This is a genomic window from Streptomyces mashuensis, from assembly GCF_014654785.1.
GTDB classification, from domain to species: domain Bacteria; phylum Actinomycetota; class Actinomycetes; order Streptomycetales; family Streptomycetaceae; genus Streptomyces; species Streptomyces mashuensis.
Genome location: NZ_BNBD01000001.1, coordinates 257,048 through 281,095, shown reverse-complemented (window position 1 = coordinate 281,095; position 24,048 = coordinate 257,048). Strand labels below are relative to the sequence as shown.

Here is a 24,048-nt window from a genome sequence, read left to right as displayed (position 1 = left end):
GACGAGGCCGCGTCATTGCGGCCGAGGTGGCCGCCACGATTCCCCCCGCGCCGAGCAGGCGTCAACCAGTGAAACGACAACAAGAAGGCAACGATGCCATGCGTTATGAAGTTGAACCCGCGCGTGAGGGGCGCGGTGAGAAGCGCAGTGGGAAGCGCAGTGCGAAAGGCCGGGCCGTCAGGGCACCCGGACCCCGGCCCCGGCCCCGCTGCCGTCCAGCAGCGAGGAGTCGCCCATCTCGCTGAGGACGAGCGCGAGCGCGCCCAGCACCTCGGACCGGCCGCCGAGCGCCCCGGGCACCACTTCCAACTGCCGGGCGGCGCTGGGGATGGCGTACCGCGACACCGACTCGCGGATGGGGCCGAGCACCAGCTCGCCGGCCTCGGCGAGGTCGCCGCCGAGGACGACCCGGCTGGGGTTGAGCAGGTTGCAGAGGTTGGCCACGCCGCTGCCGATGTGCCGGCCCACGTCGGCGATCACGCGGCGGCAGCCGGGGTCGCCGTCGTGCGCCAGCCGGACCATGCGCGGCACGGTCAGGTCGGGGCCGTGGGCCGAGTGCAGCAGCGGCAGGACGTAGCGGGCGGCGGTGAAGGTCTCCAGGCAGCCGCGGTTGCCGCAGCGGCACACCGGGCCGGCCTCGTCCAGCGTGATGTGGCCGATCTCGCCTGCGGTGCCGCCCGGGCCCCGGTAGATCCGGCCGTTGATCACCAGGCCGGCGCCGACGCCGCTGGCGACCTTGATGTACGCCAGGTCGGTGGCGCCCCGGCCGGCGCCCCAGACGAGCTCGCCCAGGGCGCCCAGGTTGGCGTCGTTGTCGACGTGCACCGGCACGTCGAGGCGGGCGGCGAGGTCGTCGCGCGGATTGGTGCCCGCCCAGCCCGGCAGGATGGCGGTGGAGCCGAGGACGCCGGACTCCACGTCGATGGGGCCGGGCACGCCCAGACCCACCCCGATGATCTTGCCGCGGTCGATGCCCGCCTTCTCGATCAGGCGGTTGACCAGGTGTTCCGCCCGGGCCAGGCCCTGGGCGGCGGAGGCGTCCACGTCCAGCGGCTCGGCCTCCTCGGCCAGCACCCGGTGGGCGAGGTTGCCGATGGCCACCCGCAGGTGGGTGTGGCCGAAGTCGACGCCCACGACCGTGCCGGCGTCGCCGGAGAGGGAGACGCTGCGGGCCCGGCGGCCCCCGGAGGAGGTGGGGGTGACGTCGACCGTCCCGGTGTCCTTCAGCTCCCGGACGATGTTGGAGACCGTGGCGGCCGACAGGCCGGTGGCCCGGGCGATCTCGGCCTGGGTGAGGGAGCCCGCCATGCGCACCGCCCGCACCACCCGCTCCAGGTTGGCCCGGTGCAGCGACGACTGCGACCCCGGAGTCTCCACGCCCATCCACTCCCACCTCGCGGCCGGGCTGCGGCTCCGGAGCCCGGCCATCCGTACAACATATGAACTCTAAGCTGAGCCGCCGTCGTTGCGTCCCGTCAAGAGGACGAACGGCCGGGGCAGTGCCCCGACCATCGTACGGAGGGTGCCTCCGGCAGTGGTCCGCCGGGGGCGCGGGCACCCGGGCGGCCCTATTTCAGGGCCCCGGCGGTCAGCCCCGCCTGCACCTGGCGCTGGAAGACGATGTACGCGCCCAGCACCGGCAGCATCGCGATGACCAGGCCCGCGAAGAGCCCGGACCAGTCGCCCTTGTACCCCTGGCTGGCGGCCAGGGCCACCAGGCCCTGCGGCAGCAGCTTCATGTCCTCGTCGCCGACGTTGAGCACCGTGGGCAGCAGGTACTGGTTCCACTGGCCGAGGAAATTGAAGATCCCCACGCTGATCAGCCCGGGCCGGGCCATCGGCAGCATCACCTGGAAGAAGGTACGGGTGTGGGAGGCGCCGTCGAGCACCGCGGCCTCGGCGACGGAGGTGGGCAGCGTCCGGAAGAAACCGCTGAGGAAGAAGATGGTGAAGGGCAGCGAATAGGCGATGTAGACGAGGACCAGCCCGGGGTAGGTGTTGAGCAGCTGCATGTTCTTCATCACGAAGAACAGCGGCACCAGCGCGAGGATCACCGGGAAGCTCATGCCGGCCACGAAGAGGTAGTAGACGAACCGGTTGCCGGGGAAGTCGAAGCGCGCCAGCACATACGCGGCCATCGACCCCAGCAGCATCGTGCCGGTGAGCGAACAGGCCACCACCAGCAGCGAATTCACGAAGTACTGGCTCATGTGCGCCTGCGACCAGGCCCGCCCCCAGGCGTCCAGGTGCAGGCCGCCGGGGAGGGACCAGGGCGAGGTGAAGATCTCCCGGTCCGTCTTGAAGGCGCTCATCACGGCCCACAGCAGCGGCAGGGTCACCATGAGCGCCCAGATGATCAGCACGGCGTGCGAGAAGACGTTGAGGACCGTCCCCTCGGTGCCCTGCCGGCTGCGCCCCCCGGGCCGGGAATCCGTACGCAGGGCCATCAGTACTCCAGCCGCTCGCGCCGGCCCAGCTTCATCACGATGCCGGCGAATATCATGGTCACGATGAGCAGGGCGACGCCGACCGCCGTCGCGTAGCCGGCCTGGCCGTCGCGGAACGCCTTGGTGTAGAGGTAGAAGGACAGCACCTCGGTGGAGTAGTCGGGCCCGCCCGGCCCCACCGTCATGATCTGCACGACGGCGAACGAGTCGAGCGCCATGATGCCCATGTAGACCCAGCCGGTCTGCACCGTGTCCCAGAGCAGCGGCAGGGTGATGCGGAAGAAGGTCTGGAGCCGGTTGGCGCCGTCCAGCAGCGCCGCCTCGTAGAAGTCGCGCGGCACCGAACTCATGCCGGCCGAGAACAGCACCACGTAGAATCCGACGTTGCTCCAGACCATCACCGCCGTCACGCACCACAGCGCCAGGTGCGGATTGCCCAGCCATTCCGGCCGGGCGTCCACGCCGATCGCGCCCAGGAACGAATTCAGCGCGCCGCTGTTGGGGTTGTACGCGAACTGGAAGAGCAGCGCGACGATGGCGATCGACAGGACCTGCGGGAAGAAGTAGACGACCTTGTAGAGGGACGAACCGCGGACACCGGCGACCGCCGCGTTCTTCCGGCGGCGGCCGCCGACGTTGAGCATGAAGGCGAAGAACAGCCCGAGCCCCAGCGTCACCAGCGGCAGCACCAGCAGCAACAGCACGTTGTGCCCGACGGCCTGCCAGAAGATGTCGTCGTGCCACAGCCGCCGGTAGTTGTCGAGCCCCGTCACCCGCAGGTCGGAGGAGAGCCCCGTCCAGTCCGTGAAGGAGTAGTAGATCGACTGCACGAACGGCGAGATGACGAAGACCGCGTAGAGGGCCAGCGGCAGGACGAGGAATCCGGCGATGAAACGGTACTTGCCGTGCTGCATGAGCGGGGACCCCGTTCAGACGTGCCGGTACTTCTTCACGGACGAATCCTTCGCGGTCTCGTCGGCATACCGCTGGATCTTGCTGATGGCCTCGTCGGGCGTGAGCCGGCCGGCCATCATCTCGCCCAGCGCGCCCACCCCGATCTTCTCCTTCTGCAGGGCGACGTACCAGTCCCCGATCCGTGGATTCACCACGTTCTTCCCGGCCTTGGCCAGCGTCTCCTGGCAGGAGGTGAGGCCCGGCGGCAGGGAGAGGCCGTCGGTGCCGCCGTTGAGAGAGGTGAGCGAGGAGACGGACTTGATGAAGTTCTGCGTGGACTTCTTCCCCAGCATGATGCGCAGCAGCTCCATGCCGCCGCGCGGGTTCTTCGCGTTGCGCGGCACGATGAACGGCTCGCCGCCGGACGCCCAGATCGTGCCGAACGGCATCTTGTCGCGGTTCTTGTCGAGGCTGGAGGGGGCGGCCACGGCCATCCGGAAATCGGCCGGCGTGGTCTTCTTCGACTCGTTCTCCACCCACGAGCCATTGGGCAGGAACAGCGCCTTGCCCTCGTTCCACGCGGTCTGCGACTGGATGTGGTCGAGCCCCGGCGTGCCCTGGAGCACGTACCCCTTCTTGTAGAGCTCGTAGTACGCCTCGAAGGCGGCCTTGACGGCCGGGTCCTTCCAGGCGTTCGGCTCCAGGTTGTCGATTCTCGTCAGCACCTCCGGTCCGCCGATCTTGGCGATGAACGGGTAGAGGCTGAACGGCAGGTAGTACGGGTGCTTGCCCGCGTAGGTCCAGCCGGCGACGCCCTTCTTCTTGGCCTTCTCGCACAGCGCGAGCATCTCGTCCCAGGTCTCGGGGTACTGCGCGTCGAATTTCGCCAGGTTCGTCTTCGAGTACCAGACGCCGTAGACGGTGTACGCGTAGTACAGCACCCACGTTTCCTTGCCGCCGAAGCGGCCCATCTCGGCCACGCCCGGCCGCAGCGTGTCGCGCACCTTCTTCGACGGGTCGTCGAACGACGGCGCGTCCAGCAGGTCGTTGAGGTCGGCCAGCTGGTTCTTGGCGACCAGGGTGCCCATGTCCATCTGTTTGGCACCGGAGTTGTCGATGACGTCCGGCGGGGTGCCGCCGTTGAAGCGGGGCTGGAGCTGCGTGAGGATGTCCTGGGTGCCCGTGTGGTGGATCTGCGCGCCGGGGAATGCCGCCTTGTAGTCCGCCTCGGCGTCCTTGGCGTACTGCTGCCCGAAGCCGCCGTCGAAGATGACGACGTCCAGGGGCGCCTTCTCCTCCACGGCGAGCGGGTTCTTGGCGCTCTTGGTGCCCTTGCCGGCCTGCTTGCCGTCCTTGTCCCCGTCGCCGCCGCCCGTCGCGCAGGCGCCGAGCGCCCCGACGGCCGGCACGGTGACCAGTCCGAGGGCCGCGGCGCGCCTGACCAGGTCGCGGCGCCCGATTCCCGACGTGTTTCCCGAGGTGGTTCCCATGCGTACGTCCTCGCCTTCTCCGGGACTCAGGCGGTGGCCCGGTCCGCCGGCCGGCCCCCGCGCCGGGTGCGCGGGGACGCCGAAGGAACCGACACCGCAGGTCGGTTGAGCTTGGTGCTGGGTGCGTGGTGCTGGGCGTGCGCCGGGAAGGCGTCCGTCACGGCGCGCGGGGCCGCCGCTCCTCCCCCTGGTCTCCACGGCGGGCTGCGGCCGCCCCGGATTGCCGACAGGTATAGTCCACTTCGATCAACTGGGCAAGATCGGGGCACCGTTGACCGCCAGTCTTTCCCGACTTGAGACCTCCGCCGGCACCCTCCGCGACCCCGGCGCAACACCCCCGCACGGCCCGGCCGGACCCCTGGCGACACCAACCCCGAGACCCTTGACACCACTGGTGTCTCAGGACCTACTTATCTCTGCGCGACGCGGGTGACAACGTTGTCGGCTCTTCGTGGAGAGGGCAAGGGATGCGGCACAGACTCGGTTACTCCCGATGGCGTACCTCCTTCCGTCCGATGGCCCTCCTGCTGGCCGCCGTAGTGATGACTTCCAGTCAGATCGCGTGTGGACCCCCCGCCTCGGCCGCCGGCGGGCCGGCCGGCACCACCGACCGCTTCGCCTCCTCCTTCGAGCCCGGCGAGCCCCGGCCCGACTGGCTGAACACCGTCGAGACCGGCCCCGACGGCCGGCCCCGGGCGGCCGGCGTGGACGGCGACGACAGCAGCGGCATCCCCGGCAACGTCACCGACAAGGTCACCGCCGTCCGCGCCAGCGGCGAGCACGCCGAGGCCGGCGAGGTGAAGGAGAACCTGGTCGACGGCGAGAGCGCCACCAAGTGGCTCGTCTTCGACCGCACCGCCTGGCTGGAGTTCCAGCTGTCCGAACCCGTCACCCTCGTCCGCTACGCCCTCACCTCGGCCAACGACGCGCCCGGCCGCGACCCCCGGGACTGGGTGCTCAAGGGGTCGGCCGACGGCCGCGACTGGACGACCCTCGACGGCCGCCACGACGAGATCTTCGAACGGCGGACGCAGACCCGCGAGTTCCCGGTCGGCGCGGGCACCGGCACCGCCACCGCGTACAGCCGGTTCCGCCTGGAGATAACCCGCAACGGCGGCGAGCCCCTCACCCAGCTGGCCGAGGTGCAGTTCGCCACCGACCGCGCCACCACTCCCCCGCCCCCCGACATGCGCAGCCAGGTCGACCGCGGCCCCACCGGCTCCCCGACCGCCAAGGCCAAGGCCGGCTTCACCGGCACCCACGCCCTGCGCTACGGCGGCATGCACCAGGCCACCGGCCGCGGCTACTCGTACAACAAGGTCTTCCGGGTGCGGGTCGCCGTGACCCCCCGGACCCGGCTGTCGTACAAGGTCTTCCCCTCGATGCCCGAGGCCGACGTGCGCTACCCCGCCACCCACGTCGCCCTCGACCTCGCCTTCACCGACGGCACGTACCTCAGCCGGCTGGGCGCCCGCGACCAGCACGGCGCCCTCCTCACCCCGCAGGGCCAGGCCGCCTCCAAGACGCTCTACGTCAACCAGTGGAACAACAAGCAGGCGGACATCGGTTCCGTCGCCGCCGGCAAGACCGTCGAGCGCGTGCTCGTCGCCTACGACTCGCCCGTCGGCCCCGCGAAGTTCCGCGGCTGGATCGACGACGTCTCCCTCGCGCCCGCCCCCGCCGAGCACCCCCCGGCCCACCCGGCCGACCGCGCCGTCACCACCCGCGGCACCCTCTCCAGCTCCGGCTTCTCGCGCGGCAACACCTTCCCCGCCACCGCCGTCCCGCACGGCTTCACCTTCTGGACGCCCGTCACCAACGCAGGCTCCACCGACTGGCTGTACCAGTACGCGGCCACCAACAACAAGGACAACCTGCCCACCCTCCAGGCCCTGTCCGCCTCCCACGAACCCAGCCCCTGGATGGGCGACCGGCAGACCTTCCAGGTCATGCCGTCCGCCGCCGCCGGCGTGCCCGACGCCTCGCGCGGCGCCCGTGCCCTGCCCTTCCACCACTCCCGCGAGACCGCCCGGCCGCACTACTACGGCGTCACCGCCGACAACGGCCTCAAGGCCGAGGTCGCACCCGCCGACCACGCCGCCGTCATGCGCTTCACCTTCCCCGGCGCCGACGCCTCGGTCGTTCTCGACAACGTCCGTGGCCCCGGCGGCCTCACCCTCGACCCGGCCGGCCGCTCCTTCACCGCCTGGTCCGACGTCCGCAGCGGCCTGTCCACCGGCGCCGGCCGGCTCTTCGTGTACGGCGTCTTCGACGCGCCCGTCACCGCGAGCGGCAAGCTCAAGGGGGACGCGGCGAGGACCGGCCTCAAGGGCAGCACCGCCAGCGCACCGCCCGAGGCCGACCCGCGGGCCGAGAACCCCGCCGACGGCGTCACCGGCTACTTCCGCTTCGCCCCCGGCGCGCGGCACACCGTCACGCTCCGCCTGGCCACCTCGCTCATCAGCACCGACCAGGCCCGCGCCAACCTGGAGCAGGAGATCCCCGCGAGCACCTCCTTCGAGGCCGTGCGCGACCGGGCGCGCGCCGCGTGGGACGCGCTGCTGGGGCGCGTGGAGGTCGAGGGCGCCACCGCCGACCAGCTCACCACCCTCTACTCCTGCCTCTACCGGCTCTACCTGTACCCGAACTCCGGCTTCGAGAACACCGGCACGCGCGAGCGGCCGCGCCCCCGCTACGCCAGCCCCTTCTCGCCGCCCACCGGCTCCGACACGCCCACCCGCACCGGCGCGCGCATCGTCGACGGCGAGGTGTACGTCAACAACGGCTTCTGGGACACCTACCGCACCACCTGGCCCGCCTACGCCCTGCTCACCCCGCGCCACGCGGGCCGGCTCGTCGACGGCTTCGTCCAGCAGTACAAGGACGGCGGCTGGATCTCCCGCTGGTCCTCGCCCGGCTACGCCGACCTGATGACCGGCACCAGCTCGGACGTCGCCTTCGCCGACGCGTACGTCAAGGGCGTCGCCTTCGACGCGGAGGCCGCGTACGAGGCGGCGCTGAAGAACGCCACCGTCGTCCCCGGCAGCCCCGGCACCGGCCGCAAGGGCATGGCCACGTCTGTCTTCCGCGGCTACACCGGCACGGCCACCCGCGAGGGCCTCTCCTGGGCCCTGGAGGGCTACCTCAACGACTTCGGCCTCGCCCGCATGGGCCAGGCCCTGTACGAGCGGACGCACAAACCCCGCTACCGCGAGGAGTCCGCGTACTTCCTGGAACGCGCCCAGGACTACGTCCGCCTCTTCGACCGGCGCATCGGCTTCTTCCAGGGCCGCGACGACACCGGCGCCTGGCGGCTGTCCCCCGAGGCGTACGACCCGCGCGTCTGGGGCCACGACTACACCGAGTCCAACGGCTGGAACTTCGCGTTCACCGCACCCCAGGACACCCGCGGCCTGGCCAACCTGTACGGCGGTCGCGACGGCCTGGCGAAGAAACTCGACCGCTACTTCACCGTCCCCGAGACGGGCGCGCCGGAGTTCGCGGGCTCCTACGGCGGCGTCATCCACGAGATGACCGAGGCGCGGGACGTCCGCATGGGCATGTACGGGCACAGCAACCAGGTCTCGCACCACATCGCGTACCTCTACGACGCCGCCGGTCAGCCGTGGAAGACGCAGGAGAAGGTCCGCGAGGTCCTCTCCCGCCTCTACCTCGGCAGCGAGATCGGCCAGGGCTACCCCGGCGACGAGGACAACGGCGAGATGTCCGCCTGGTACGTCTTCAGCGCCCTCGGCTTCTACCCGCTCGTCATGGGCCAGGGCGAGTACGCGATCGGCTCGCCGCTCTTCACCAAGGCCACGGTCCACATGGACAACGGCCACGACCTGGTCGTCCGCGCCCCGCGCAACAGCGCGCAGAACGTGTACGTGCAGGGCGTACGCGTCAACGGCAAGCCGTGGGAGTCGACCGCACTGCCGCACGCCCTGCTCGCGGCCGGCGGCACGGTCGACTTCGCGATGGGCCCGCGCCCTTCGGCCTGGGGCTCGGGGAAGGACGCCGGCCCGACGTCCGTGACGAAGGACGACCGGGTGCCGGAGCCGGCCGGCGACGTGATCAGCCCCGGCTCGGACCCCCTCGCGCTGACGGACGACACGTCCCGCACGAGCGCCGCGTTCGAGCACGCGGACTTCGGGGCCCGGGAGGGCACCCACGTCACGTCGTACACCCTGACCTCGGCCACCGCGTCCGACGCCCCGCGCGGCTGGGTGCTGAGCGGCTCGGACGACGGCACGACGTGGACGGAACTCGACCGCCGCGAGGGCGAGACGTTCACGTGGGACCACCAGACCCGCCCGTTCGCGCTGCGGGCGCCGGCGACGTACCGGCAGTACCGGGTGCAGGTACTGGGCGGGGGCGCGGCGACGCTGGCGGAAGTGGAGCTGCGCGGGCGCGCTGCTGCTACTGCGGGGGTTTACCCGGGGGGTACGCCGCGGGGTTGATGTGTGGCGGGAGGCACGTTCCTAGACTGCGGCGGCAGGAAGTTCCCACGGGGAGAGGAACACGATGTCGCGCTTACGCACACCGCTCGTGGCCCTGGCCGCCGCCGCGGCCATAGGGCTCCCACTGGCAACGGCCACCGCCGCGGAGGCACGGCCGACGTACGCGTCGGTGGAGGTATGGGTCTCGACGTACTGGTCCGACGAGATCGTGGTCTGCGGCCACAACCAGTACAACGACTACGTGTGCTCGCACCCCAACACGCGGACGCCGGGGAAGGGCTTCGCGAAGGTGTCGGGCTGGTGGTGGAAGAAGGGCTCGCTGATCGAGATCACGGGCCACAACAAGTCGGACAACACGTACCCGAAGGCGAAGTTCCGCCTGGGCTACGCGCAGGGCAGCGAGTACGAGTGCGCCGTGTACGACAAGTACGCGACGTGCGACGGCCGGTACGGCCGACGGCTGTGACGCGGTGACCCGGCGGGGTGGCGTCGGTGGAAACGCCACCCCGGCGGGGGCGGGCGTCATGCGACCCGCTCCGTACCCTCAAGCGGAGTGACGTCGCCGCCGGGCCAGCCGGATGAGCGACCGCACCAGCCCACCCAGCACCAGCCCCACGCCCACCAGCGGCAGCACCAGCAGCACCGTCTGGACGCACGCCGCGGCCATGCTCAGCACCGGGCTGCCGGAGGACACCGCGCTGCCCATCAGTGCGGTGATCTTCTGCCAGTCCGCCGTCACCACCTGCGGCAGGTTGAAGAGCACCATGCCCAGCTGCAACGCCAGCACCGGCACCAGCAGCAGTACCCACGCCGCGACCACCACCTGGGGCCACCGCTTCAGCGCGCGCAGTTGCTCGTCCGCCGGGCGGCGGAGGACGACGCGCTTGAGGATGGGGCCGATGTACTTGAACAGGTCGGGGATGCCGACGAGATCCGCCACGATGTAATAGCCGTCGAACCGCAGCGTCGGCAGCAGCTGCTGCACCATCTCCAGGTGGACGGAGAGGATCGCGACGAGCAGCAGAGGGGACCCCACCCCCACGTACAGGGCGACGAGCCCGAGGACGAACAGCCCGTTGAAGTAGACCCCGCCCAGGTCCGCGCGGATGCGCCCGGCCCGGCCGAGGCGGTAGGAGTTCGTGATGTCGGTGTAGAACGCCGGCCACACCAGGTAGAGGCCGCATCCCATCGCGCCGGGGCGTACGCCGCCGTAGCGGCACGCGGCACCGTGGCCCAGTTCGTGGAACGCGCAGGACGCGACGGCGAGGGCGACGACCAGCAGGACGTCGCCCGGTGAGGACAGCACCGTCCAGAGCGCCGCACTCGTGTCCTGCGTGAGCCACAGCCACGTCTCGGCGGCCGAGAACGCACCGAGCGCGAGGAGGACCACCGCCGGGCGGAAGAGCCAGGCGAAGAGGCCGGAGAGCCACCACGTGACGTGCTCCGGCACGACGGCGAGGCGGAAGCGGAAGGCGAGGAAGGGGTCCTTGCGCGTGACCGGAGGCGGCGGCGATCCGTCGGCGTACGTGGTGAGGCCGAGCGGGGCGAGCTTCTTGTCGAGGAGGAAGGCGACGTGCTCGGCGGAGAAGCGGCGGCCGGTCTCGCGGCTGAGGCCGACGGCCACGCGCTCGGCGACGGCGGGACCGGGCCCGGCCTGGGCCAGGGCGCGGAGGGCCTGGTAGAGGAGGGGCGGAAGCCGCACGATCTGGCCGTCGGAGCGGCACACGAGGTGCGGCGGCTCGCGGTAGCCGGAGTCCTCGAACTCGCCGACGAGTTCCGTGCCGGGCACCGGCGCCGGCTCCCCGAGCCGGGCCGGACGCGGGGCGGACGGCAGCAGGGACATGGCACCCTCCGGGGGGCAGGGGGCGGCGGGGAGGGCCCGGGGCTGCGAGGCCCCGGACCCTCCCCGTACGCGTACGGCGGGCCGCCAGGCGTTGATCAGTGGCTGGAGATGGCCGCGGGGACGCAGGTGAGGTTGGCCGTCGGGTTCTGGGACGGCAGGCCGAGCGAACCGAACAGGCCCGCGGTCTGCTGGTGGTCGAAGGACTGGCAGGCCGACAGGGCCGTGGTGCCGTGGTCGTGCGGTACGGGGGCGAACACGCCGCCGCCCGTTGCCGCGGCGCTGCTGGACGCACCGGCGCCCGCGCCCGCGCCGCCGGCGGGGTCGCCGGGGCCGGCGTAGCCGAGCGGGCTGGCCACGACGCCGAGGACGGTCCGCTCGGGCAGCACCTCGCCGGCGATGCGGTCGAGTTCCTCGAAGCTGATGGCGTTGTCCATGCCGTTCCCTCTCTGTTGGGGCCTTCTTGCGGGACTGGATGACGCGCTTGCTGTCGCCGTCGGCGACGGAGGTACGCCGACGGCGAGCCTGGGGGTGGTGCTGCGGCCGGTCCGTGGCCGGGACTGTGGCTGATCAGTGGCTGGAGATGGCCGCGGGGATGCAGGTCGAGGTGTAGCCGGGAGAGCTGGGGGCGAGCCCCAGGGCGACGAGGAGTCCGGGGCTGCCGGGGTTCTGCCGGTACTGGCAGGCGTAGGCCACCGTTGCACCGTGCTCGGTTCGGACGAGCGTCGGATACACCGGCTGATCGGTGGCCGGGGCGCCTGCCGTACCGAGCGGCAGGAGGTCCGAGAGGGCGATCCGCGGCGGGAGTTCGTCGCCGGACAGGCGGTCGAGCTCCCCGAACGTGACGGCGGATCCCATCGTGTCGTTCCCCTCCCTCTGGGGCGGCCGCCGGCCGGCGTGTCGTCCCGGCCGGGAACCTAACCCGGTCCCCGGCGGCCCATTCCTCCCCAACCTGCCGATCACCCGGTCGGGTTACGGAATGACCCGGGTGGGTGGTGAGGGGAACGCGCGGTCGGGGACGGGGAGTTGGGGTTCGGGGGGACTACCGGTGAACGGTGGCGAAACGGGCGAGGGCGCGGCGTACGTGGTGGTGCGTGGCGTCGGTGCCGAGGTGGCCGGCGCCGGGGACGACGACGAGTTCGGCGCCGGGCCAGGCATGGGCGACAGGCCACTCCCACCCAGGCGAGGCGCTTACTCAGCGGACCAGCCGTTCGGCCTTCTGCGTCAGTAAACCCAAGTGCAGCGCCTCATTGACCTGCGGGGGGCTCCGTGTCGCCGCAGCCATCAGGGCAGGCGGTGTCCGGCTTACATGTGGACAACGCGCGGCGCTAGCGCAAGCGGTTCGCCGCCGAGCGCCTGGCCGCGCTGGAGGACCAGCGCCGGGCGGCCGCTTCCGGAGCCATCCGCCCCAGCCATGAGGGCCCGCTACATTGTGCGGTTTGGCCGGTTATCAGGTCGTCCCGCCTTGGAATGGCAGGTAATCATATGGCGGCCGAGATCAAAACTGGCTGCATGATGGGGGGATGCTTTGCTGAACGTGAACTTACGGCGAGCCGCCGTGGCAGTCTTCACGACTCTGGCGATCGGAGGCGTGTCGACGCCCGCGACGGCCTTGTCCATACCGACCGAAAGCGCGCCGGATCGTATTCATTCCCAGGCTGTGGCAAAGGAGGACGCCGTACCGGGGATCGCACCGCAGGGCATCGACGACTCCGCTGTGTACCTTGACGAAGACGGACAGGTTCTCCCCATGGAGAACCCGACGGACGTGGACTCCGAGGCGGCACTGGCAGCTGCCTGCACACCCGTGAGCGGGAGGGACAACCCGCACCGGTCCGGCACCGGAGTGGCGGTGTCTGGCCACGGGTGGTGGGGAAAGGGAACCTGCACCAAGGACCGCGCCAAGGTGTACAACTGCCTCTACGAGTGGTACACGGACAACACCTGGCGCCGGAAGGCGTGTTCGGAAACAGAAACGCTCAAGCCCGGTACAGGTGGGAGCAGCTACCGCACGGCAGCACGTCACAACTGCACCAACACCAGCGCGGCATCGTGGCGCAACCACGTGGACGTGGATGTAATCGGTGAGAGCGACACGGGCGAGCGGCCGTATCGCCAAGCCGATGTCGCCTGCCAGGTGTTCTGAGAACGACACATGCAGAACGGCGCGGCTACGGGCACAGCAACCAGAGAGGACTCGGCGTGCCAGAGCACAGCGCCACAGGAGAGCCCGGCATGGTGCCTGCGGCCCGACGGACCGCGGGCACCATGTTCGCCGCCCTGCACGGGGAACTCGCCGCGCACGCCTGGGGCGCTCCCGACCACGAATACGACGCCTACTCGCTCTTCCACCAGCGGTCGCTCGCCATGGGATGGCTCGACGACAGGTCGGCCGGGGGCGGCGCCGAGGACCGTATGCGGCGAGCCCCCGGCCTGTGGGCCATGAACGATGCCGACTGGAACGACCACTCCATCGCGTCCGGAGCCGACCTGATCTCGTGGTTCCAGGTCGAGGCCAGTGCCGTGGCCGACGACCGGCCGCTGCCCGTACGGCCGTTCCTCCAGTGCGCCGAGAGCGCGACCGCACAGCTCGGCACTCCGCGCGTCACCGCCGTACAACTCCTCCTGCCGGTTCAGGGACTCGACGCAGCGGCCCGCCCTGCGTACGCGCCCCTCCCGTCGATGCTGACGGCCGACTGGTTCGCTGGGCGGGACCCACGGTCGAGGGCACCGGTGGAGGTCAACATCAACAGCGGCCGGGACCCGTCCGTCCCCGGCGTCGCGGAGCAGCTCGCAAACCGTCTCCGCCACTTGGACCAGCCGGTTTTCGCCTACGGCTCGCACGACCTCGTCGGCGAGGATGCCGTCCTCGCCCCGCCGTTCGACGACAGCTTCTGGAACGGCCCGCCCCTGCACGGCATGGTGCTGCGCGGGGAACTCACCGAGTGGTCGTGCGACGCGATCGGCTGGCTGGCCGAGGCGATCGCCGACACCGCCGCCTCACTGGGCATCCGCACACCGCTGCTGGTCACCGTCACCCGAAGCCACGCGGCTGACTGAGTCCACGGCAACGGCAAGGGCCGCACCCCGTTCGTACGGGGTGCGGCCCGTGTGCTGGTACTGCTGTGAAACTGCCGGAGGCCGGAGGCTTACTTCCGGATCAGGCTGCGCAGCACGTACTGCATGATGCCGCCGTTGCGGTAGTAGTCGGCCTCACCGGGGGTGTCGATGCGGACGACCGCGTCGAACTCGACGCCGGTGTCGGTGGTGACCTTCACCGTGCGGGGCGTGCGGCCCTCGTTGAGCTCGGTGACGCCGGTGAAGGAGAAGGTCTCCTCGCCGGTCAGGCCGAGGGACTCGGCGGAGGCACCCTCGGGGAACTGGAGCGGGAGGACGCCCATGCCGATGAGGTTGGAGCGGTGGATGCGCTCGTACGACTCGGCGATGACGGCCTTCACGCCGAGCAGCGCGGTGCCCTTGGCGGCCCAGTCGCGGGAGGAGCCGGAGCCGTACTCCTTGCCGGCGAGGACGACGAGGGGGATGCCCTGCTCGATGTAGTTGCGGGAGGCGTCGTAGATGAACGACACCGGCGCGTCGGGCTGGGTGAAGTCGCGGGTGTAGCCGCCCTCGGTGCCCGGCGCGATCTGGTTGCGCAGGCGGATGTTGGCGAACGTACCGCGGATCATGACCTCGTGGTTGCCGCGGCGGGAGCCGTAGCTGTTGAAGTCGCGGCGCTCGACGCCGTGCTCCGTGAGGTACTTGCCGGCGGGGGTGTCGGCCTTGATGGCACCGGCCGGGGAGATGTGGTCGGTGGTGACCGAGTCGCCGAGCTTGGCCAGGACGCGGGCGCCGGTGATGTCGGTGACCGGGGCCGGGTCCATGGTCATGCCCTCGAAGTACGGGGGCTTGCGGACGTAGGTGGACTCGGCGTCCCACTCGAAGGTGTTGCCGGTGGGCACCGGCAGCGACTGCCACTGGGCGTCGCCGGCGAAGACGTCCTCGTAGGAGGTGGAGAACATGTCCTGGCCGATGGCAGAGGCGACGACCTCGTTGACCTCGGCCTCGGTGGGCCAGATGTCCTTGAGGTGGACCGGGTTGCCCTCGGTGTCGGTGCCGATCGCGTCCTTGGTGATGTCGACCTTCATCGAGCCGGCGATGGCGTAGGCGACGACCAGCGGCGGGGACGCCAGGTAGTTCATCTTGACGTCGGGGTTGATCCGGCCCTCGAAGTTACGGTTGCCGGAGAGGACCGAGACGACGGCGAGGTCGTGGTCGTTGACGGCCTTGGAGACCTCCTCCGGCAGCGGGCCGGAGTTGCCGATGCAGGTGGTGCAGCCGTAGCCGACGAGGTTGAAGCCCAGCTTGTCGAGGTACGGGGTGAGGCCGGCCCGGTCGTAGTAGTCCATGACGACCTTGGAGCCCGGGGCCAGGGTGGTCTTGACCCACGGCTTGCGGGTCAGGCCCTTCTCGACCGCCTTCTTGGCCACGAGGGCGGCGGCCACCATGACGTAGGGGTTCGAGGTGTTGGTGCAGGAGGTGATCGCGGCGACGGCGACGGCACCGTGGTCGATCTCGTAGGTCGAGCCGTCGGGGGCCGTGACCGTGGTCGGGCGGGACGGCACGCCGTTGGACGCGGCCGGGGAGTCGGAGGCCGGGAAGGACTCCTCGCCGGCCTCGTCGGCGTCGGAGACGTAGTTGAGAACGTCACGCTCGAACTGCGTGGCGGCCTCGGCCAGGACGATGCGGTCCTGCGGGCGCTTCGGGCCGGCGATGGAGGGGACGACCGTGGACAGGTCGAGCTCGAGCTTCTCGGAGAAGTCGGGCTCGGCGGCCGGGTCGAGCCAGAGGCCCTGCTCCTTGGCGTAGGCCTCGACGAGCGCGACCTGCTGCTCGCTGCGGCCGGTCAGGCGCAGGTAGTTCAGGGTCTCGTCGTCGATCGGGAAGATCGCGGCGGTGGAGCCGAACTCCGGCGACATGTTGCCGATGGTGGCGCGGTTGGCGAGGGACGTGGCGGCGACGCCCTCACCGTAGAACTCGACGAACTTGCCGACGACGCCGTGCTTGCGGAGCATCTCGGTGATGGTCAGCACGAGGTCGGTGGCGGTGGTGCCGGTGGGCAGCTGGCCGGTGAGCTTGAAGCCGACGACGCGCGGGATCAGCATGGAGACCGGCTGGCCGAGCATGGCGGCCTCGGCCTCGATGCCGCCGACGCCCCAGCCGAGCACGCCCAGGCCGTTGACCATGGTGGTGTGCGAGTCGGTGCCGACGAGGGTGTCGGGGTACGCCTTGCCGTCACGGACCATGACGACGCGGGCCAGGTGCTCGATGTTCACCTGGTGGACGATGCCGGTGCCCGGCGGGACGACCTTGAACTCGTCGAAGGCGGTCTGGCCCCAGCGCAGGAACTGGTAGCGCTCCTTGTTGCGGCCGTACTCGAGCTCGACGTTCTGGGCGAAGGAGTCGGGCGTGCCGAACTTGTCGGCGATGACGGAGTGGTCGATGACCAGCTCGGCCGGGGCCAGCGGGTTGATCTTGGAGGCGTCGCCGCCGAGCTCCTTGACGGCCTCACGCATGGTGGCGAGGTCGACGACACAGGGCACGCCGGTGAAGTCCTGCATGATCACGCGCGCGGGCGTGAACTGGATCTCCTGGCTGGGCTGGGCCTGCGAGTCCCAGCTGCCGAGGGCGCGGATGTGGTCGGCGGTGATGTTCGCACCGTCTTCCGTGCGGAGCAGGTTCTCCAGCAGCACCTTCAGGCTGTAGGGAAGGCGCGCGGAGCCCTCGACCTTGTCCAGCCGGAAGATCTCGTACGACTCGCCGCCCACCTGCAGCGTGCTGCGGGCGTCGAAGCTGTTCGCCGACACGACAGTCTCCTTCATGCATGAATACGCGTACTGCGGCCATCCTGCCGCCGCCGGACCGCGCCAATACGCTAAGGTGCACCTAACTTAGGTCTCCCTAACCAGCGCGACAGCGGTACGCCTCTCGGCAAATATCTCGATGTCGAGATAACTCTAGTACACCCGCGCGGCCCGGTCACGCCCGGATAGGCCGACCGTGCACCGCGGCCTTCGACAGGCCGTTCACCCGTGCGAGTGGCCATGACCGGCGGACACACCCGGCGCCACGCCGGTTGCGATAGACCGGGGGCAGTCGCCACGCTGCAGGAACCCCGCGCGCCAGGAGGACCCGATGAGCGTCCAGCCCCACAGGCCACAGCCCCGCTCCTATGCAGCCGACGACCCCGAAACCGCGCTGAAGTATGCGATCCGGCACATCGAGGGGGATCGAGTGCAGATCGTGGAGGGGGTCATTACGTTGATGTCGCCGAGTTGGGATCACGAGTCCGCTGCCGACTCGATCCGCAGCCAGATCGAAACCACCGTGAGGAAACTCGGCTGCGTCACAGGATCCGGCGACCTGGATCTCCCCGGCACCCCCAACTGGTACATCCCGGACATCGCCGTCGTGCCGAAGGAACTGGCCAAAGGCGCCGACGCCCTCCTCCCCGACCAGACCCTGCTCGTCGTGGAAGTCACCTCCTCCTCCAACGGCGACACCGACCGGGTCGTCAAGCGCCGCCGCTACGCCGAGTTCGGGGCCCCGCTCTACCTCCTCGTGGACCGCCAGGAGCGCTCCTGCACGCTCTTCAGCGAACCTGGCCGACTCGGCTACACGCACACCGACGGCCCCCACCCCTTCGGCACCGCCATCCACCTCCCCACCCCCTTCGACCTGGATCTCGACACCTCGGACTTCTGAGACCCTCCCCAACCCACACCGACTCTTCGGATTGTCGGAGAAGTCGTGAGAAGGCATGCCGCAACGCGCGCCAATCTCATATGTGAGATACGGTCTGTCGCATGACAGACGCCTACCTCGGCCGTATCGGCAAGCTCATTCGCGACGCACGCCAGCACCGCGGCTGGACCCAGTCCCAGCTGGCGGAGGCTCTGGGTACCAGCCAGAGTGCGGTGAACCGCATTGAGCGGGGTAATCAGAACATCAGCCTTGATATGATCGCTCGCATCGGGGAGGCCCTCGACAGCGAGATCGTCTCTCTGGGCTACGCCGGCCCGATGCATCTGCGCGTCGTCGGTGGCCGCCGGCTGTCCGGTTCCATCGACGTCAAGACGAGCAAGAACGCCTGCGTGGCGCTGCTCTGCGCGACGCTGCTGAACGCCGGCCGGACCACGCTGCGGCGCGTCGCGCGGATCGAGGAGGTCTACCGCATCCTCGAGGTGCTGGCCAGCATCGGCGTCCGGCACCGGTGGATCAACGACGGCAACGACCTGGAGATCGTGCCGCCGGCCGAGCTCGACCTCGCCGCCATGGACCTGGAGGCGGCGCGACGGACGCGCAGCGTCATCATGTTCCTCGGCCCGCTGCTGCACCGCCTGGACGCCTTCAAGATCCCCTACGCGGGCGGCTGCGACCTGGGCACCCGTACCGTCCAGCCCCACCTGACCGCCCTGCGCCACTTCGGCCTGGAGATCACCGCCACCGACGGCATGTACCACGCCCGCGTGGACCGCTCCGTGGCCCCCACCCGCGCCATCGTGCTGACCGAGCGCGGCGACACCGTCACCGAGAACGCGCTGCTCGCCGCCGCCCGCCACGACGGCGTCACCGTCATCCGCAACGCCAGCTCCAACTACATGGTCCAGGACCTGTGCTTCTTCCTGGAGGAGCTCGGCGTGCGCGTCGAGGGCGTGGGCACCACGACGCTCACCGTGCACGGCGTGGCGCACATCGACCGCGACGTCGACTACGCGCCCTCCGAGGACCCGGTCGAGGCCATGAGCCTCCTCGCCGCAGCCGTCGTCACCGAGTCGGAGCTGACGATCCGCCGGGTGCCGATCGAGTTCATGGAGATCGAGCTCGCCGTCCTGGAGGAGATGGGCCTCGACCACGAGCGCAGCCCCGAGTACCGCGCCGACAACGGCCGCACCCGCCTGCTCGACCTCACGGTGCGCCCCTCCAAGCTGCGGGCGCCGATCGACAAGATCCACCCGATGCCGTTCCCCGGGCTGAACATCGACAACGTGCCGTTCTTCGCGGCCATCGCCGCCTCCGCCCAGGGCCAGACCCTCATCCACGACTGGGTCTACGACAACCGCGCCATCTACCTCACCGACCTCAACCGCCTCGGCGCCGACGTCAAACTCCTCGACCCCCACCGCGTCCTGGTCGAGGGCCCCACCCGCTGGCGCTCCGCAGAAATGATGTGCCCCCCGGCCCTGCGGCCCGCCGTGGTGGTCCTGCTGGCCATGATGGCGGCGGAGGGCACGTCCGTGCTCCGCAACGTCTACGTCATCAACCGCGGCTACGAGGACCTCGCCGAACGCCTGAACTCGGTGGGCGCCCAGATCGAGACGTTCCGGGACATCTGACCGCCTTCCGACTGCTTTCAGAAAACGCTGCCTATCCCCTCCTGCTTGCATTTATGGGAGCAGGAGGGGATCGCGCGTCGGCGCTCCTGGGCAGGCAGCCCGGACCGAGCTGCGCGTTTCACGCCATTGACCAGCAGGTTTCGGAAATCGTCCCGCAGTCTCTCAGTGCCTGCCGCTAGGGTCGGCCGTCCGTGTGTGCACTGCACGGGAAGTTCAAGGGGGAGACAGCGCGTGAGCACCAACCACACCGACCCGGCTGCCGGCTACCACATCTCCATCGCCGACGAGGATCCGCTGCGCGCCCGGCGCGAAGCCCGCGAGCTGCTCGGCGCCCTCGCCGGGACCGACGCGCAGGCCGCGCTCGAGGTTCCGGCCGGCCCTGCAGGCATCGGCGAGACCGACAAAGGCGGGCCGGTCACCGACCTCCTCGGCCTGGTGTTCAGCGGCGGTTCCCTGGTCGCCGCCGCGATTCAGGTCTGGCTGGCCCGCGTGCCCCAGCGGACCATCACCATCAGGCGGCCCGACGGCGCGACGCTGACCATCTCCGGCAAGCAGGCCCGTGCGGACGACGCGCGGATCGAGCGGTTCCTCAATGGAGACGTGGGTCCGGCGGACGGCGATCCGGAGGGGACGGGCGCGGCGTGAGTGACAACGACCGGTACGCCATGCTCATCGGCGTATCCACGTACGACAGCGATCGGTACCACGATCTGCCGCCGGTCCGAGCAGACCTGCACTACATGCAGGCGGTGCTGGAGAGCACCGAGATCGGCATGTACAACGAGTGCGCGATGGTCGCCGAGCCCACGCGCGCCGAGATGTTGCACGCCATCGAGGAGTTCCTGGAGGAGCGGCAGGCCAGCGAGACGGCGCTGCTCTACTTCAGCGGGCACGGAGAGTTCTGCGAGGCCGACGGCCAGCTGTACTTCCTCACCCGGGACGCCGACCCGGAGGACCTTCCGGGCACCGCCGTGCCGGCCGAGTTCCTGGAGAGGATGCTCCAGTCCTGCCGGGCCTCCTCGAAGGTCGTGCTGCTCGACTGCTGCTCCAGCGGCTCCGTCGTACAGGGCTGGACGGCCAAGGGGGCAGCGGACAGCAGTGAACGGCCCGCACCCAGCACGCTCCTCCGGCCGACCGGCGTGTATTTCATCACTGCCTCGGACGCCCTCCAGGCCGCCTCGGCGATGGCGCCGGCCGGGTCCTCGCTCGGCACCTCCCGGTTCACCGGTGAGATCGTCGAGGGGTTGCGCAGCGGGCGGATCAAGGACAGTGGCTGGATCACCCCGGACGACCTCTTCGAGTACCTGACCGCGCAGATGGTCCGCAATGGCGTACCCGAGGAACAGCGGCCCACGAAGTCCACCATCCGTGCGACGCACTCCCTCCCCCTGGCCCGCTCGGTGGCCCGCTCCGTCCAGCTCCCCGAACCGCCACGGGGTGCCGCCGAAGGTCTTGCGCCCTCCTCGGCCCTGCTGAAAGCACGCAGGCTCGCCGGGCAGGATGCCCAGGACGGCGTCGACCGGCAGCGCCTCCTGCGCTACTACGCCCACTGCCTGGGGGCGCAGGCCGCGTCAGGAATGCTGCCCGACCGGGACAGCGGCCGGGGCTCCGCGTACTTCCTCTTGGGGAAGGGATCGGAGACGATCCAGTCCGGACTGGGGTCCGGTCTTCCCGCCCCACCCCAATTGCCCAAGGCGAAGAGCACCGGCGCAAAGGTCGACGAGGCCGCACTGCAGGAATACTGGTACGGATACCCGGCCGTCACCCTGCCCGAGCGCGGCGGGGACGGAAGGCGGCGGGCCTCGGTGCGCATCGCACCGCTGCTGATCCAGCCGATGGAGCTGGCACCCGACGAGAACGGCCGTGACCGGCTGAGCCCGAGCGGGGTGCCCTCGCTGCACAGCGGTGTGATCACGGAGTTGCTGGAGGACGACGACGCCGCCGAGCTGCTCGCCCGCTGGCAGCCGACCTGGCAGGAGGGCAACGCCGCCCAAATGGTCAAGGCGGTGCGGGAACTCTTGACGCAGCTCGGGCTCCCGGAATTGGAACCGCTCGATCTGTCCGCGCTCAGTGAGCGTTCCGTCATGGACTCGCTGCGCCCGGGTGCTCACAACGCCGCCGTCCTCCTCGCGCCGTCGGGTCTGGAACGGACCGCGACCGAAGGCCTCGTGGAGAATCTGCTCCAGATGTCCACCCGCACCGCTCAGATCTCCGGCACTGCGCTGGACGCGCTCCTGACCGGTGGCGGCGATGGCGGACGTGGTGGGACCGATGCGCCGGTCGTGGTGTCCCCGGGGCCGTGCAACGAAAGCCAGGCGCAGGTGATCACGTCTGCGATGACCCGCCCGCTCACCGTCTCCACCGGGCCGCCCGGCACCGGGAAGAGCGAAGTGGTGACGGCGGTGGTCGCCACCGCCGTCGCCGCCGGACAGTCGGTCCTCGTCGCCTCCACGAACAACGAGGCCGTGAACGTGGTGGCCGAGCGCTGCGACGCGATCTCCCCCGGGCTGCTCATGCGGACGGGGAACTCCGAGGCCTTGGAGGCCGAGGCAGCGAAGCTGGAGCGGCTGCTCGCCCAGCCGGTCGAGGCCCCGGCGCGAGGTGCGGCGACCGTGGCGGGCGACCTCAGAAACCGGCACGCACGGGCGGCCGCGCACGAGGTCGAGGCGGCGCGGCTGATCGGTGAGGAAGCCCGGCTGCTGGAGCTGCTGCGGGAACGTGCGCATCGTGCGGACGAGCTCCAGCTGCCCGTGGAGCTGCTGGACCGGGCATGGGCCGAGAGCGGAGCCACCGCACTCGCCGGCTGGGAGGGACGGGCCCGGCGGGCCGCCGTCGCCCGGTGGTTCTCCTTCGGTCGATGGCGCCGAGGGCAGGCCTTGTCCACGTTCGTCGCCTCGGTCGGAGAGACCTCTGCGGGCTCCTGGCCGGCCTGGGCCACGGAACGGCCGGTACCGCCCGAGCTCCTGCTCGCCCTTGCGGACGTCGCAGCGGTGGAAGGAACGCTGAGGGATCTCGTACCGCGGCATCTCGCCCTGGACGAGGAGGCGCTGAAGCAGGCGCGTCTGGAGAGCCGTGCCGGCCTGTCGGAGACCTCGGGCGAACTCGCCCGGGCCGTGGCCGCCGAGGCCATGGCCCGGGGGCGGTCGCTGATGGCTCAGCGGCTCCAGGCCCTGCGCCGGCGCTCCGGCTTCTGGAAGAGCCAGCGCAATCTCATGGCGCACCTGAAGGGCTGGGCCATCAGCACCCACTCGGTTCGCCGGCTCGAACTCACTCCAGAACTCTTCGACCTCGTTGTGATCGACGAAGCCAGCCAGTGCTCGATTCCGGCGGTGCTGCCGCTGCTGTTCCGGGCGAAGCGGGCGCTGATCATCGGCGACCCGATGCAGCTCGGCCACATCCCCGGGATCACGGCGCAGCAGGAGCGGCAGGCCCGCGTGCGGGCCGGGCTCAGCGCCGCGCAGCTGGAGGATCACCGGCTCACCTACCACGTGTACTCCTCGTACCATGCCGCGGCGCAGCACGGCGAAACGGCGCTGCTGCTCGACGAGCACTACCGGTGTCACCCGGCGATCGCCGATGTCGTCAACGGTTACTGCTATGCGGGACAGTTGCAGGTCCTCACCGACGTCAGGAAGCAGGTCCCGGCGCTCGACCCTGTCGGGCTGAGCGCTCCGGGTCCCGCGCTGGGCTGGGTCGACGTGCCGTACGGCGAGTCCGCGCGGGGTGCGGGCGGTCAGTCCTGGCGGAATCCGGCGGAGGCCGCACAGGTACGGGAGACGGTGGACGAGCTGCTTGCACGGCTTCCGGAGGATGCAACGGTTGGCGTCGTGACACCGTTCCGTGCCCAGAAGGAGGTTCTGGCACGGGTGTGGGCGGAGGACGACCGCGTGCGGGTCGGCACCGTTCATGCCTTCCAGGGCGGGCAGCGAGACGTCATGGTTCTGAGCCCGGTGGCCACCGGCAACACCCCTCCCCGTACGACGCACTGGGTGGCGAGTCAGGTCAACCTGTGGAATGTGGCCGTCACACGGGCGAAGTCGCAGCTGATCACGGTGGGCAGCCATGCTTTCTGGCAGGGGCAGGCGGGCCTGCCGGCGCTCCTCGCGGAGCGGTCGGAAGTGCTGGGTGCGGGATCCTCGGTGGATCTGGCTGGTACAGCCTCCGGCGCAAAAGCCCGGAGTGGCTTCCGTGAGGAGCTCACGGACCGGCTCCAGGACTACCTCGGTCGCCGCGGCGTCACCGATCTGGAGCGCGAGGCGGTGGTCGGCGGGCACACCGTCGATCTGCTGTTCACCACGGACGGGGCGAACACCGCGGTCCTCATCGACACGGGTACGGAAAACGGCCGGACCCCGGCCCGCCATCTGCGGTTGACGCACGCACGCGGCGACCTGCTGCCCGGACTGCCGTCCGGTGGCTCCGGGGCGAAGCCCGGACCGGTGGCACGGACGGTCCGGGTGCCGGCGTGGCGGATCCTGGCCGGTGACGTGATGCTGGAGCCGCTCTTCGGCTGAATCCGTACCG

Annotated in this window: 16 protein-coding genes; 8 read left to right on the top strand and 8 right to left on the bottom strand. The window is 70.4% G+C overall.

Annotation, left to right across the window (positions count from 1 at the left end; translation table 11 throughout):
- Positions 1-177: 177 nt before the first annotated feature.
- The 4 genes from IE305_RS01005 to ngcE form a co-directional block, all read right to left on the bottom strand.
- Positions 178-1,377 (bottom strand): ROK family transcriptional regulator, encoded by a 1,200-nt coding sequence (locus IE305_RS01005; RefSeq protein ID WP_190128149.1) that lies wholly within the window; start codon positions 1,375-1,377, stop codon positions 178-180.
- A 191-nt stretch (positions 1,378-1,568) separates the two neighbouring features.
- Entirely contained in the window at positions 1,569-2,447 is an 879-nt protein-coding gene (locus tag IE305_RS01000) for a carbohydrate ABC transporter permease (protein ID WP_190127410.1), read from the bottom strand.
- Complete coding sequence (locus IE305_RS00995; protein WP_190127409.1) at positions 2,447-3,361, bottom strand: carbohydrate ABC transporter permease; 915 nt, start codon at positions 3,359-3,361, stop codon at positions 2,447-2,449. The genes IE305_RS01000 and IE305_RS00995 overlap by 1 nt, the downstream gene beginning before the upstream one ends.
- Before the next feature lie 15 nt (positions 3,362-3,376).
- Positions 3,377-4,831 (bottom strand): N-acetylglucosamine/diacetylchitobiose ABC transporter substrate-binding protein, encoded by a 1,455-nt coding sequence (gene ngcE, locus IE305_RS00990; RefSeq protein ID WP_190127408.1) that lies wholly within the window; start codon positions 4,829-4,831, stop codon positions 3,377-3,379.
- 467 nt (positions 4,832-5,298) lie between these two features.
- Between ngcE and IE305_RS00985 the strand changes: the two genes are divergently transcribed.
- Together IE305_RS00985 and IE305_RS00980 are read left to right on the top strand one after the other, a co-directional pair.
- Positions 5,299-9,291 carry a GH92 family glycosyl hydrolase gene (locus IE305_RS00985; RefSeq protein ID WP_190127407.1) on the top strand — a complete coding sequence of 1,331 codons (3,993 nt, stop codon included), beginning with the start codon at positions 5,299-5,301 and terminating at the stop codon, positions 9,289-9,291.
- A gap of 64 nt (positions 9,292-9,355) precedes the next feature.
- Complete coding sequence (locus tag IE305_RS00980) at positions 9,356-9,757, top strand: hypothetical protein (RefSeq protein WP_190127406.1); 402 nt, start codon at positions 9,356-9,358, stop codon at positions 9,755-9,757.
- A 78-nt stretch (positions 9,758-9,835) separates the two neighbouring features.
- Here IE305_RS00980 and IE305_RS00975 read toward each other — a convergent pair whose 3' ends face one another.
- From IE305_RS00975 to IE305_RS00965, 3 genes are all read right to left on the bottom strand, one after another.
- Positions 9,836-11,134: a zinc metalloprotease gene (locus IE305_RS00975; RefSeq protein ID WP_190127405.1), complete on the bottom strand. Its 1,299-nt coding sequence runs from the start codon at positions 11,132-11,134 to the stop codon at positions 9,836-9,838.
- Positions 11,135-11,229: 95 nt separating this feature from the next.
- The gene (locus IE305_RS00970) at positions 11,230-11,568 is read right to left on the bottom strand and encodes a hypothetical protein (protein ID WP_190127404.1); all 339 of its coding nucleotides are present in this window, start codon (positions 11,566-11,568) and stop codon (positions 11,230-11,232) included.
- A 133-nt stretch (positions 11,569-11,701) separates the two neighbouring features.
- On the bottom strand, positions 11,702-11,989 hold the full coding sequence (locus IE305_RS00965; protein WP_190127403.1) for a hypothetical protein: 288 nt from the start codon (positions 11,987-11,989) through the stop codon (positions 11,702-11,704).
- 700 nt (positions 11,990-12,689) lie between these two features.
- Between IE305_RS00965 and IE305_RS32715 the strand changes: the two genes are divergently transcribed.
- Together IE305_RS32715 and IE305_RS00955 are read left to right on the top strand one after the other, a co-directional pair.
- A complete protein-coding gene (locus IE305_RS32715; protein ID WP_229890401.1) occupies positions 12,690-13,277 on the top strand; it encodes a hypothetical protein in 588 nt (195 codons plus the stop codon).
- A gap of 89 nt (positions 13,278-13,366) precedes the next feature.
- Entirely contained in the window at positions 13,367-14,191 is an 825-nt protein-coding gene (locus IE305_RS00955; protein ID WP_190127402.1) for a hypothetical protein, read from the top strand.
- A gap of 89 nt (positions 14,192-14,280) precedes the next feature.
- On the opposite strand, the gene acnA is transcribed toward IE305_RS00955, so the two are convergent.
- Complete coding sequence (gene acnA / locus IE305_RS00950) at positions 14,281-16,995, bottom strand: aconitate hydratase AcnA (RefSeq protein ID WP_190127401.1); 2,715 nt, start codon at positions 16,993-16,995, stop codon at positions 14,281-14,283.
- 328 nt (positions 16,996-17,323) lie between these two features.
- Between acnA and IE305_RS00945 the strand changes: the two genes are divergently transcribed.
- The 4 genes from IE305_RS00945 (at position 17,324) to IE305_RS00930 (ending at position 24,038) form a co-directional block, all read left to right on the top strand.
- Positions 17,324-17,893 carry a Uma2 family endonuclease gene (locus IE305_RS00945; RefSeq protein WP_190127400.1) on the top strand — a complete coding sequence of 190 codons (570 nt, stop codon included), beginning with the start codon at positions 17,324-17,326 and terminating at the stop codon, positions 17,891-17,893.
- Positions 17,894-17,994: 101 nt separating this feature from the next.
- Complete coding sequence (locus IE305_RS00940) at positions 17,995-19,524, top strand: helix-turn-helix domain-containing protein (protein ID WP_190127399.1); 1,530 nt, start codon at positions 17,995-17,997, stop codon at positions 19,522-19,524.
- A 231-nt stretch (positions 19,525-19,755) separates the two neighbouring features.
- Positions 19,756-20,169: an effector-associated constant component EACC1 gene (locus IE305_RS00935; protein ID WP_190127398.1), complete on the top strand. Its 414-nt coding sequence runs from the start codon at positions 19,756-19,758 to the stop codon at positions 20,167-20,169.
- A complete protein-coding gene (locus IE305_RS00930) occupies positions 20,166-24,038 on the top strand; it encodes a caspase, EACC1-associated type (protein WP_190127397.1) in 3,873 nt (1,290 codons plus the stop codon). The genes IE305_RS00935 and IE305_RS00930 overlap by 4 nt, the downstream gene beginning before the upstream one ends.
- The last annotated feature ends 10 nt before the right edge of the window (positions 24,039-24,048 follow it).